General features: G+C 43.4%; 12 protein-coding genes. All 12 read right to left on the bottom strand.

Translation table 11 applies throughout. The features are described 5' to 3' along the window. Positions 1-1,158, bottom strand: a complete 1,158-nt coding sequence (locus ACI4L0_RS01740; RefSeq protein ID WP_439798445.1) for a trans-sulfuration enzyme family protein — start codon at positions 1,156-1,158, stop codon at positions 1-3. A gap of 92 nt (positions 1,159-1,250) precedes the next feature. After that, positions 1,251-2,015, bottom strand: coding sequence for an ABC transporter ATP-binding protein (locus tag ACI4L0_RS01745; RefSeq protein ID WP_439798446.1), 765 nt, complete (start codon positions 2,013-2,015; stop codon positions 1,251-1,253). Then, positions 2,009-2,971, bottom strand: coding sequence for an ABC transporter permease (locus ACI4L0_RS01750; protein WP_439798447.1), 963 nt, complete (start codon positions 2,969-2,971; stop codon positions 2,009-2,011). The genes ACI4L0_RS01745 and ACI4L0_RS01750 overlap by 7 nt, the downstream gene beginning before the upstream one ends. A gap of 76 nt (positions 2,972-3,047) precedes the next feature. Beyond that, positions 3,048-3,941, bottom strand: a complete 894-nt coding sequence (locus ACI4L0_RS01755; RefSeq protein ID WP_439798448.1) for a serine O-acetyltransferase — start codon at positions 3,939-3,941, stop codon at positions 3,048-3,050. Positions 3,942-3,962: 21 nt separating this feature from the next. Next, entirely contained in the window at positions 3,963-5,087 is a 1,125-nt protein-coding gene (locus ACI4L0_RS01760; RefSeq protein ID WP_439798449.1) for an ABC transporter substrate-binding protein, read from the bottom strand. Positions 5,088-5,161: 74 nt separating this feature from the next. Continuing rightward, positions 5,162-6,451: a nitrogenase component 1 gene (locus ACI4L0_RS01765; protein WP_439798450.1), complete on the bottom strand. Its 1,290-nt coding sequence runs from the start codon at positions 6,449-6,451 to the stop codon at positions 5,162-5,164. Next, positions 6,451-7,899 carry a nitrogenase component 1 gene (locus tag ACI4L0_RS01770; protein ID WP_439798451.1) on the bottom strand — a complete coding sequence of 483 codons (1,449 nt, stop codon included), beginning with the start codon at positions 7,897-7,899 and terminating at the stop codon, positions 6,451-6,453. The genes ACI4L0_RS01765 and ACI4L0_RS01770 overlap by 1 nt, the downstream gene beginning before the upstream one ends. A gap of 95 nt (positions 7,900-7,994) precedes the next feature. After that, positions 7,995-8,993: a PLP-dependent cysteine synthase family protein gene (locus ACI4L0_RS01775; RefSeq protein ID WP_439798452.1), complete on the bottom strand. Its 999-nt coding sequence runs from the start codon at positions 8,991-8,993 to the stop codon at positions 7,995-7,997. A gap of 78 nt (positions 8,994-9,071) precedes the next feature. After that, positions 9,072-9,482 (bottom strand): pyridoxamine 5'-phosphate oxidase family protein, encoded by a 411-nt coding sequence (locus ACI4L0_RS01780; RefSeq protein ID WP_439798453.1) that lies wholly within the window; start codon positions 9,480-9,482, stop codon positions 9,072-9,074. Between the two features lie 14 nt (positions 9,483-9,496). Continuing rightward, positions 9,497-9,925 carry a NifB/NifX family molybdenum-iron cluster-binding protein gene (locus ACI4L0_RS01785; RefSeq protein WP_439798454.1) on the bottom strand — a complete coding sequence of 143 codons (429 nt, stop codon included), beginning with the start codon at positions 9,923-9,925 and terminating at the stop codon, positions 9,497-9,499. Between the two features lie 22 nt (positions 9,926-9,947). Continuing rightward, complete coding sequence (locus tag ACI4L0_RS01790; protein WP_439798455.1) at positions 9,948-11,246, bottom strand: nitrogenase component 1; 1,299 nt, start codon at positions 11,244-11,246, stop codon at positions 9,948-9,950. Position 11,247: 1 nt separating this feature from the next. Further along, on the bottom strand, positions 11,248-12,714 hold the full coding sequence (locus ACI4L0_RS01795; RefSeq protein WP_439798456.1) for a nitrogenase component 1: 1,467 nt from the start codon (positions 12,712-12,714) through the stop codon (positions 11,248-11,250).

A 12,714-nucleotide genomic window follows, 5' to 3' on the forward strand; every position in this document is an offset into this window, starting at 1 on the left:
TTATTTCTCCTGGCAAAAGGACTGCTGTAAATCGTAAATCAAATCTTCAGCATTTTCAATTCCAACTGACAGGCGCAGAGTTGCATTTGTGATTCCGTTCTTCAGCCTTAATTCTTCGGGAACATCCGCATGCGTCTGAGTTGTGGGATAAGTGATGAGTGTTTCTACACCGCCGAGGCTTTCCGCAAACTGAATGAGCTTTACGCTGCCGAGAATTTTTTTTGCAATCTCTTCGCTTTTTAAATCAAACGTTACCATTGCGCCAAAACCGCGTGATTGCTTTTTCATTATTTTGTAGCCGGGATGATTTTCAAGTCCGGGATAAATCACTTTTTCAACTTGGTTTTGCTTTAAAAGCCAGTCCACAATTTTCTGCGCATTTTTCTGTGCCGCTTCCATTCTGACCGCAAGAGTTTTTATTCCGCGAAGAACAAGCCATGAATCGAAAGGCGGAAGTCCAGCCCCGGTTGTTTTTATTAAAAATCTCAGCTTCTCCTGAATTTCATCGCTGCCTGTAACAATAAAGCCTGCCAGTGTATCGTTGTGCCCTGCAAGATATTTTGTTCCGCTGTGAATCACAACATCCGCTCCAAGTGACAGGGGATTTTGAAAATACGGAGAAAGAAATGTATTGTCCACAATCAGAAGGAGCCTGTGTCTTTTTGCGATTTCCGCCATTTTTGAAATATCTGTTACATTCATCATCGGGTTTGTAGGAGTTTCAATGTAAATGGCTTTTGTATTTTCCTGCACAAGGGATTCCACATCATCAACACTACAGTTGGCCCGCGAAAATTTTATTCCGTTCTTTGAAGAAACATTGTCAAAAAGTCTTATCGAGCCGCCGTACAAATCAGAGTCAATTATTATGTGATCGCCGGGTGCAAAAATTTCAAAGAGAAGCGTAATAGCAGCCATGCCGCTTGAAAGAGCAAATGCATCAATTCCACCTTCAAGCTGTGCCACAACTTTTTCAAGCTGAGCGCGCGTGGGATTTTGCAGCCGCGAGTAGTCAAACCCGGTGCTTTGTCCCACACCAGGATGTGCGTAAGTTGCAGTCTGATAAATCGGATAGCTCACCGAACCATAGTGAAGTTTTTTACAGCCATCTTCTGATTTGTCTTCCAGATGAAGGCATTTTGTTTGTAAATCTAACATAGTATTTCCTCTAATAAAACAGCGGACAATCCAATGCGAATTATCCACTGTTAGAATAATTCAAAATAGACAGAAAGTTTTTTTTCTGCTTTCTAAATTGTATATTCAACTTCTGCAACCTTTCCGCCGAAGTTCAGAATTTCAAGAATTTTGTTTCTGTAAATTGCAAAGGTGTCCTGAATTCTTGCGCGGGGCTTGGGCAGGTCAATTTCAATTACCGCCTCCACTTTTGAAGGACGGCTGCTCATTACAACAACCCTGTCGCTCATGTAAATCGCCTCGTCCACATCGTGAGTGACCATAATCATTGTCATGTTGTATTCATTTTTGATGCGGAGAATTTCATCCTGAAGATTCATTCTTGTAAAGGCATCGAGCGCTCCGAGCGGTTCATCTAAAAGAAGAACTTTCGGATGGCCCACAAGCGCACGTGCAAGCGAAGCCCGCTGCTGCATTCCTCCTGAAAGCTGATGCGGAAAAGATTCTTCAAAGCCCTTTAGCCCCACAAGATTTATAATGTCCTTGACATCATTTCTATGCTCTTTATAAAGCCCCCGGGTTTTCAATCCAAACGCAATATTTTTTTCAACCGTAAGCCAGGGAAAAAGATTCGAGCCTTGAAAAGCAAAGCCCCTGTCGCTGCCGGCCTTTTTGATTTCCTCGCCGTCAATAAACGCTCTGCCTTCGTGATTTTTTTCAAGCCCGCCGATTATTCTGAGAAGAGTTGACTTTCCGCAGCCTGAAGGCCCGATTAAACTCACAAAACTTCCCGGCTCAACATTCAGGGAAAAATCATTTAAAACTTTTACATCATCAAAGCTTTTTGTTATGTTCTGAATATTTATGTTTCCTACCATCTGATAACTCCTTTCTGCCACACAAGAATTCTGTCGCGGACTTTAAATAAAAGTGTAAGAATCAGAGAGCACATGAACGCGATGATAATCAGCCCGGCATAAACTCCGTCGTACTGCATTACGGATTTCTGCCAGTTTATGTACCACCCGATTCCGCTGGAATTTCCGTTCATTTCAACAGCCATCAGAGTTGCAAAGGAGGAAACAATTCCGTAGAAAAGCCCCATGAAAATTTGCGGAAGGCTTGCTGGAACTGCAATTCTGAAAATTTTAGAAAAAGTGTTTGCGCCCAGAGTTTCGCTGACCTCAAAGAAAATTTTATTTACGCTCTGCAATCCAGAAGCTGTCATGAGCGTTACCGGAAACCACACTGCAAATGCAATAAGAAAAACATTCGCCGCATGCGTTGTAGGAAAAACACTCAGCGCCAGAGGAATCCATGCGGTTGTTGGAACAGGCCCGAGAAATTTTGTAACAGGATTAAGCCAGTAGCCCACTTTGCGGTTGTAGCCAAGCGCAAGCCCTGTTGCAAAACCTGCTGCGAGTCCAAAAACAAATCCTTCGGAAAGAAGCCCAAGGGAAAACATAAAATTCTTTGCAAGGAAAAATTTCTGCTCCCATAAAAGCCCTGTGATTCTATCGAGTGACGGGAAAAAAAGCACAGGCAGCAATTTTGTTTTTGTAACCACTGTGTTCAGGAGAGCCAAAAATAAAATCAGTCCTGCGTAAAACGGAAGTTTGTAAAACAACTTGCTGTTCATTTTTTTTGAAAAAACAGAAACCGCATAGAAAACTGCAATCACAACAGCGGCAATCACATTGAGAATAAGAAAATACGGATGGGCAGTTTTTTTCTGTTTTCCGCTTTCAGGAATTAAAATATATAAAAGTATTGAAAATGCAACTGCTAAAAATGGCAGCGCATAAGTAAAGATTTTTTTTGCTTTTTGACTCATGGTTCCTCCCGCAAAACACCGCACTGGCGGCAGCTTAAAAAATTCAGAGTTGCCTTAAAAATTTTTCAAGCTGCAATTATTTAATCTGAAGCTCAGGCTTTTTTGAACTTACCCTTTTTCCTTTTTCCACAGACGAAGTGATGAATGTATTTCCGCCGACAATAACGTTTTCTTCAATAATTGTTTGTCCGCCTAAAATTGATGCGCCGGAATAAATCGTTACATTGTCCTTTAGTGTTGGATGCCGCTGCACACCTTTCAGGCTTTGTCCTCCTTTTGTTGAAAGTCCGCCAAGCGTTACTCCCTGGTAAAGCTTTACATGCTCACCGATTATGCAGGTTTCGCCGATTACAATTCCCGTTCCGTGGTCCATAAAAAAATACTTTCCGATTTCAGCGCCGGGATGAATATCAATTCCTGTAACGCTGTGGGCATATTCTGTCATAATCCGAGGCAGAAGCGGAATCTTAAGCAAGTGAAGCTCATGGGCAAGCCTGTAGACTGCGATTGCATAAAAGCCGGGATACGCAAGAATTATCTCGTCATTGCTGTATGCGGCCGGATCTCCTTCAAAAGCGGCCTGAACATCAGTTTCAAGAACTGCTCTGATTTCAGGAATTTTTTTTATGAAGCTCAAAGTCAGTTCCGCTGATTTTCTGTCAACCTCTTCATCTGAAAATTCAGGATAGCAGCTGCAATAATCCAGAATCAGTTTTATCTGCGTCTTCAAATGATAAATCACATCTTCAACAGCAGAAGGGATTTTATTTTTCAGACTGATTTTTTTGTAGAGCTTGTCGCTGTAATATCCCGGGAACAGAATGCGCATAAGCTTTTTTACAATGCCTATGATTTCATCCTTGTCTGTCTGATTGAAAAGCTCAGTCCGGTTTATTGCCTTGCTGTCCTTATAATCCTCCAGAATTAAATTTATAACATTCTGAACGCTTTCATCAGGAAATCCTTCCATAATCTTACCCCAGCCTTGTTTTTAATCGAAGCAGCTGTTCTTATGCTTTATTTCTGCGGACACAAGATTATTTAAATTTTTGTCAGCCTCGTGTCTGCCGAGTTTTTCTACATAAGTTTCTGAAAAAGTTCCATCATCGTTATAAATGTAGGAATCAGGAACGCCTTCAAAGCTTATAAAATGATTTTCAATAAACTCATCTTTATCTTCGATATTCTGCAAAACGCCCATTTCAACAAGCTGATAAATCGCATCGTGCATTGTCTTTTTTGCAAGGTTCACAGAAGGCGTGTAATTGTAAGTGCTCAAAAGATATGCATTCTGATTTACGTCGCCCGACATCTGCTTGTTTTCAATCTGAAGCTCTGCGGAGCGAAGCGGATTTGCCTTGACATACGCAGATGCTTTTAGAATGGCGCGGACAAATGCCGCCGTTGCCTCAGGATATTTTTCTGCAATCACTGAGGAAACAAAAGTCATGCAGCAATATTCCTGGCTGAATTTTTCATCTTCTGTTGTGTCAAGAATTTTCCGAACCTTGTAGTCGCGCTCTGTTATGTATGCCACAGGATCATGAAGTCCGATTGCTTCAACTGCCTTGTTTTCCAGCGCAAGCGGCAGGTCTGTCATTCCGTAAACTGCGATTTTAAATTCCTGATTTGGGCCGAAGGCTGTCAGGCCGTAATCATGGAATTTTCTCTGGAAAGCAATCGTTGAGGAATCCTGCACTGCGCAGAAACCTACAGTCTGTCCTTTCAAGTCGGCAACTGTGTAATAAGGCGAATCCTCGCGGACGTAGAATTTTGTGCAGCCAGTGTGAATGCCTGTCAGAAATTTTACGTCAAGCCCGTTGTCCATCTGGGGAATCAGGCTTCCTGCAAGGCCCAATGTCGCATCAATTTTTCCGGCAACAGCGAGTTCGCTAGCCTTTGCCATTTCAATTTCCACAGGCTCCCACTTTATTCCTGCCTTTGAAAATTCCTCATCAAAATATCCGTTGTCGATTGCAATATGAAGAGGCGCGGCGCAGAGTCCTGAATTTGAAGTTCCGATTTTAAATACGAATTCTTCCTTTGAGCAGCCAGAAAATTCTGTCAGCATTAATAAAACAAGTGCAATATCTGCAATAAGATTTGTTTTTTTCATCTTGTACACTCCTATAATTTTTTTTATCTCCTGCCGCTTAATGCGCCCAGGTTTTGTCTGTTGTTTTTTAAGCCTTACAGATTGTCATATAAATCTTCTGTAAAAGTTAAACTTCCTCTGTAGCCTGCGTAAGTCCGGTTGAACACAAGGCGGTCGTTCAGCGGAAAAGTCGCATTCAAAAACTGAATGTTTTTTTCAAGTGCGATTTCCTTTTCGTTCGTGCTTCCAACCAGAAGTGTAATTTCCTCAGGCTCGTTTAAAATCGCCTGATTGATTTCCCACTGGTCACTCGAAAACACAACTTTGGGAGGCTTGGCGTATTCGAGGCTGTTTATTTCTCCAAGAATTCGCTCCTTGTCTTCCGCGCGGAAAATATTTTCTGTAATCACGACAAGCACCGGCGAAAAACTGTAGTCGTTTGCAAGATACCGGGCAAGTCCGATTGCGCTTGATGCGTCTCCTGCAATGCAGAATCGCTTCCAGCTTAAAGCTCCGATTGACTGTGCAAGGTAGCTGTAAACATAGTCTTCCTCTTCTGAAATCACTTTCTCCGCAATCTCTTTGTCAATGTTCATGGCCTGTGCAACTTCTCGGACAAATCTTGTTGTGTCTGTTGCGCCTGTTGGCACGAACGGAAAACGCAGCGATGGTGTTCCGAATTTTTTTTCAAACTTTTCCGCCGGTCCCTTAAAAAGCCACGGGTTCACAATTATATTCAGGGAAGCTTTTGCGCAGTTTTCAACAACATCAAAATTCTGATGCTTTGTAAAAAAAGTGTTTACCTTAAGTCCGAGCTTGGTTAAAATGTGGTCAATTTCTTCAAGAGTTCCGCTCCAGTACGGATCATGGTAGGGAACAATTCCGAAAACATTTACAAGTTTTTCATCTTTGACGGGCTGAGGTTTTATCACCTTGTCGATAAAAGTGTTCCACACAGTTTCATATCCCAGAAGACTGTCTCCTGCAAAACCGGGAGTATCAATCGGAAAAACCTTGTGCCCTTCAGCTGCAAATTCATCTGTGACACTTGCAATGTCATCGCCGATAATTCCTGCAGTGCACCCTGTCAAGACAAAATATGCATCCGCATCAATCACTTCAAGCGCGCCGGAAATTGTTGTGCGGAGTTTATTTGCGCCGCCGAACACAACTTCCTTTTCCAGCATATTTGTGCTTGGAAGGGAAACTCCGCTTACAAAGCAGGCATGCTTGTGTCCGCTGTTTCCCTGTTCAGCCGCGGTAGTCTGCATGCAGCAGCCCGGGCCTGAATGTAAAACTGGGCACACTCTGTGGATTGCGCTTAAAACGGAGTTTATTCCAGCAAGAACACAACCGCCGCGAGGATTTTCTGTAACAAAAGACATCAGTTTGCTCCCTTTATAAATTTGAATGCGTCGCTTTCATACCAGCTTTCCTTGTATGGAAGTTTTACATGCTCTGCAAGTTTTTTATTGAACCCGGGATTGCTCAGCTGATCTGCGATTTTGTTTCCCAGGTACAAAAGTCCGTCATAACCCATCGTTGGCCTTTTTCCGTCAAGAACATGGGTTGTAGGAATACCAAGTTTTGCCGCCCAGTCAGGAACACCGATAAAGGCATCAGGCTTAAGCTTCTTTACAAGATTCACCTGCTCAAAAGGCTGCATGTTTGCAATGTCAATTACAAAATCCTTGTGGATGCCGTTAAGATATTCAACATCGACCTGCGCATCCTCGTCGTAAGTCGGAGTTTCAAGCCCCACAAGCTTCATTCCAAAATCATCAATCAAGGCAGCAGCGGCAAAAGAGCGTCCTGTTCCTCCGCAGATAAAAACCCGCTTTCCTTCAAGTTTTTCACGAATCTTTGCGACAAGCCCTTCAATTCTCTTGTGCTCCGCAGCAATGATTTTTTCAACCTCTTCTTCTTTTCCAAGAACTTTTGCAATTCCGCGGTACCACTTATCAGTATTGCGGATTCCAATCGGCATGACAGTGTGCGAATAAGGAATGTCGTAGTCTTCCTCCAGTGTCTTCATAAATTCATCCGCGAAAACTTTGCAGATTGAAGTGGAGGCTGCGGCCTGCGGAATCTTCTTTATTTTTTCAAGCGAACTGTAGAACGGAATGTAATTCACTTCGATTCCAATGAGGCTCAGCATGCGCTCCATTTCCTTCTGGTCTGCATAGCTCACTGTTGTCGGCGCAAAAAGATTCACCAGGTTTGGAATAGTCGTTTTTTTTTCTTTTTTCAAAATGTACTTGTTGATTGAAAGAAAAGCCGCATCAAATCCAGAAGCGCAGATTTTTGATTTAAAGCCTTCGCAATGAATCGGAACAAAAGTTGTGTTCGGATATTCGCCTGCAAGATCGCCCGCAATCGCATCAATGTCATCGCCGATAATTCCGCTGGCACAGCTGGCGTAAATAAAAATCAGCTTGGGATTGTAGCGCGCAACAGCTTTCTGAACGGCCTCATGCAATTTTTTTTCACCGCCAAAAACAACGCTTTTCTGGTCGAGGTTTGTAACTATTATGCGCGGATTTTTTATAAGCTTGATTCCCCGGTGAGCCTGTCCGACACGGAACATATCAACAGCCATGATTGTGCAGCCCACACAGCCCTGCGGCGAATGGGAAACAAAAACTGAATCTTCCAGCGACATCAGGGCAGCCATGCTGTTAATCTGCTGACACTGAAGCCCCTGCGCAAAAGTTCTGTCCGCCCTCTTCAGGCAGCCTTTTTTAAAATCATTTTCAATCGCCGAGCTGGAGTTTCCAAGATCATTTAAACGTCCCGGCTTGCTTTCTCTCACACCTGAATATTGAACCGCCATTTTTTCCTCCGTAAAATTTCAGATTGCATTTGAAGCGATTAATCATCACCCGCATTTTGAGTTTTCATAAAAAACTCAGGCTTCAAAAAAAATTTTCAAACTTCAAAATCTTCGTTGTAAAGATTCGTGGAAAGATAGCGAAGCCCAGTGTCAGGCGCGACTGCGACTATTGTCTTTCCTGCATTTTCAGGACGCTGTGCAATATCAATGGCAGCGTACAGGGAAGCTCCGCCTGAAGTTCCAAGAAGAATTCCATCGGACTTTGCAAGCTCGCGGCATGCCTTGTAAGCCTGCTTTGTGTCGATTACATATTTTTCATCGATAAGGCTCACATCAAGAATTTCAGGGAGCATTTCCTTTGGAAGCCCGTCGTACGGATGAACACCTGTTATCTGCTCAGGGTTCGGATTTTCCTTGCTCGGCAAAGACTGCGGCGTAGGTTCAAGAGCCACAACTTTCAAGCCTGAATTTTTCGATTTCAGAAAACGGGAAGTTCCTGTCAGAGTTCCGCCTGTTCCGATATTTGAAACAAAAATGTCAACCTTTCCGTCGGAGTCTTCCCAGATTTCAGGGCCTGTTGTTTCAAAGTGAATTTTCCAGTTTGCTTCGTTTGTTGACTGGTTTGTAAAAAAAACTTTCTCTTCTTTTGAAATCACTTCCCTCTGCAATGCCCTCACAGCAGCCTGAAAATCTCCGTTTGTTTCTTCCAGTGTTTTTTGAATCGCAGGAACGGTGCTGAGCTTTACAGTTTCGCCGCCGAATGCATGAATCACCTTGAAGCGCTCCTCGCTCACATCATCCGCAATGTAAACGCGGAATTTGTATCCCTTGCTCGCCGCAACCGCAGCAAGCCCGATTCCTGTGTTTCCGCTTGTAACTTCAACAATTGTGTAGCCGCTTTTCAGCTTTCCTTCTTTTTCAGCTTTTTCAATCATTGCATAAGCGATTCTGTCCTTTACGCTCTGCGCCGGATTGTAATACTCAAGCTTCAGCAAAATGCGCGCATTGAGATTGTATTTCTTTTCGATATTTTTAGGCTCAAAAAGTGGAGTGTGTCCTACAAGTGAAGTGATTGAATCGTAAATCTTTGCCATTTTTTTTCTCCATTTTATAGTTTCTGAAAATTCCAAGCCGATGCAAATGCGGCTCAGAGGCTCTTGTCTTTTGATTTTCTACACATCAAGAATTTCAGGCTCTTCTGTGAAAGAATAAATTGCAGCCTTTAAATTTTTCATTGCGAAAGTCAAAGTTTTTTTGTCGCCCGCCGTGTACTGTTTTTTCAGATTCGGATAGGCATTAAGCATTGCCTCCTGAACTTCAATTCTGTTGTCTGCCTTAAGCTTGCCTGACACGCGGATCCATCTCTGTTTTGAATCCATCGCTGAAATTTCAAAACGCGGATTTTTTTCAAACTGCTTTGCTACTTTTTTTTCAGATGAAGTCAAAATATAAATTTTATCTTCAAAAAGAAGTGCTGTTCCAAACGGTCGCACACGAGGCTTTTTTCCGTCTGATGAAGCAATGAAATATGTTTTTGCCTCAGTCAGAAAATTATGAAGTTTTTCTAAATCCTTTCCTGCCATTTTAATTTCGCTCCTTATTCCTCTTCCGGAATTCTGATTAGTCTTTCAGTTTTTTCATAATAAGCTGTGATTTTATCCAGTGCCTCTTTTATGGAACATTCCACGTCAAACACAGATATTGCTTTTTTTTCAAACTGCCTTTGAGCATGAAAGCCTATTTTTTTGCAGACTACACAGCGGCAGTCAGACAAAAGAACAACTCTGGAATCCGCTTCAGCCCCTGCGCATCCGTGTCCGTTTCCTCCGCATGAATTTCCGGAGCCGCAGATTTCAGAAGAGCAGCTTTCTGGCTTTTCAGAATCAGCGGATTTTTCCACGGCTCTTTTTTCAAGGAAACTGTATTTTTTTCCTTCCGCTGCATATAGGCTGAACTCCTGCGCTTCGCCGAATTTAAGGTCAACATTTTCACCGCTGGATGTTGCCACTGCAATTTTGTATAACATAAAAATCTCCGGATTACTTTTATCAGTTGAACCGTGACACAGCCACTGTATAAATATTTTCTATAAGCCTGATTCCGCCTGTATACCCTACGTAGGTATCGTCCAGAACTACCTTGTCCTGAACCGGCCATGAAATATTCAGAAAATTTCCCTTCAGTTCTTCTGTGATTTCCTTTTCGTAATAGCCGCCTAAAATCAGCGGGTAGCCATGGTAATCATGATTTTTTATTTCCTCATGAATCCTGTGACCGTCTGTTTCAAATGCAACTTCCGCCTTGATTCCATAATTCAGATTGCTGAATTCCTGTGCAATCTGCGCCTGGAAATTTTTGGGCGTGTCATCTGTCACAAACTGTTTCGCAGGCACAAGGCCCAGATCATTCACCAGAAACTTTGTGATTCCAAGGGCATACTGCGCATCCGACACAACGGTAAACTGCTTGTTGATTACACGGTTTTCAAGAAACAAATCCGCGTACCGCTCAATAAGGTAATAGTAGTAATCCTCATGCTCCCTGATTACACTTTCAATTTTTTGCTTTTCAACACCGGCAAACTCGCCTACAGTTTTCAGAAAGCGGCTTGTTTCTGTTGCTCCGATCGGAAGCGTATTGTAATGGAGAAACGGAATGTCAAGTTTCCGCTCCATTTTTTTCATGTTGTCAAGGCCGACCCAGGGCGAAACAAGAAGATTGAATTCAGCTTCGGGAATTTTTTTTATCTGCTCGATTCCTCTTTTGTAGCCGAAAATTGTATTCGGAGTAAGCCCCAGTTCCTTTACAAGCTTTTCCAGCTCGCGAATATTTCCAAGCCAGAACAAATCCTGATACGGAACATCCGCCCAGATGTTTACAAGCCCCTTCTGTTTTTTGTCAGACTTCTTCAGATACTGCTCGATGATGGCATCCACAACCTGCTCATGGCCTCTGTAGTTGTTGCCCTTGAATCCTGCTGTGTGCGCGTAGAGAACTGGCTTGTCAGAATCCTTAAACCTTGAAACAACTTCTTCAGAATCATCGCCGACAATTTCAGGAATACATCCGGTGAGGACTATGTACAAATCCGCATCAATTACTTTCAGCGCATTTTCGATTGTTGAATTGAGTTTCTTGACTCCTCCGAAAACAACATCCTTTTCATTTATGCTTGTGCAGGGAAAAATATTCGGCGAAAAATATCCAGAGCTTCCTGTTGACTCCGAAAGCTTCTGTGCGCATCCCGGGCCTGAGTGAAGTATCGGCAGCGCCCTGTGAATCGCCTGAACTGACTGCATTGCCGCAAGGGCGCATTTGTATCTCTGCTTGTCTAATAATTTTGCCATTTTATTTCGCCTCCTGAAGGAATGCATCAACTTTCTGGCTGTACCACCAGTCCGTATAAGGCAGCCTGGAACGCTTGGCCAGATTTTCCTCAAAGCTTCTGTTCTTTATTGCGTCAATAATAGTCCTTGCGAATTCCAGAGTATGCCTGTAGCCAAAAATCATGTACTCATCAGCAACATAAATCGCAGGTGTTCCGTTCTTGATTGCCCACACTGTAGAGCCGGGATGGCGCGACAGATACATATCAGGCTTGTACCTGTTGAGGATATTCATGACTTCATAGTTCTGCTGGTCTGCAACGCTTGCCTCAAAGTCAATGTCATTGTCCAGAAGATATTTCATTGAAGGCGGAACATCGCCGTTTTCATATTTCTTGTCGTAGTGCCATGCAAGCGCCCACACAACTTTTATTCCAAGCTCGTCCAGAACTCTCGACACTTCAAATGTATAGCCCGGCCCCATTCCAAGAACCGCTGTAAGCCCCTTCAGTTCCTTCTTTGCTTCCTCGATCTGCGGAAGGTAAAGCGCCCTCTGCTCAGCGATGTATTTTTCAATTTTGTCAGCTCTGCCTGTCACCTTTCCGATTTCACGCAGCCAGGCTTCAAAGCCCTTGATTCCGCATTGGTTTATGCTCCTGACATAGGGAACGCCGTATTTTTCCTCAAGCGCATTGCCAAGATAATTTCCAAGTGTTCCGCAGATACAGGTTGTGGCTATGCTTTCTGAAAGGCGCGACAGTTCTTCGACTGTAGAATTGCAGTAGAGAAAAACCGGCTCCAGATCGAAGTTCCTGAAAATCTCGATAATTTCCGGGCGCGCGCTTTCAAAGAAATTCTTGAAATTTATTTTGTTTGTCCTGACTCCTTCCCGAGGCGGCTTGACGATTGCCTGCATGACCGCGTGATCTGAAATGTCAAATCCTGTGGCCCAGATTCTTGATTTAAATCCTTCGCAGTGAACCGCTGCAATGGGAACGCCCACCTGGCTCCGCACATCGTCCACAATGCTGTCAATGTCCTCGCCGATAATTCCTGTGGCGCACGAGCTTGAAACAAAGATTGCCTTGGGAGAATATCTTTTGTTCACCTCAAGTATGATTTCCTTCAGCTTTCCTGTGGAGCCAAAAATTGTATCGTTCTCATTCATGTCAGTTCCGACATAAATCGTCCTGCTTGCAACTCCTCTTTTTTTTGCCATTACGCGGGACATATAGTAGGAATTTGCGCCCGACACAGAACAGCCCGCAGGACCATGATGAATCACCGCGACATCACGGATAGCCGCAAGCTGGCTCAGACCGCACATTGAAAGGCAAGTGCTGGACTGAGAAAAGCATCTTGAGCAGCCTTTCAGTGTTCCGCACTCGCTTTTTGTCGCAAGGTCTTTTAATGTTCCTACATAGCCTGTGATGGAGCCGATGCGGTTTTCTCTTGTTCCAATATTTGAATTTTCTATATTGATTGCCAT

Origin of the sequence: Treponema sp., from assembly GCF_051883275.1 — a bacterium.
In the GTDB taxonomy this organism is placed as follows: domain Bacteria; phylum Spirochaetota; class Spirochaetia; order Treponematales; family Treponemataceae; genus Treponema_D.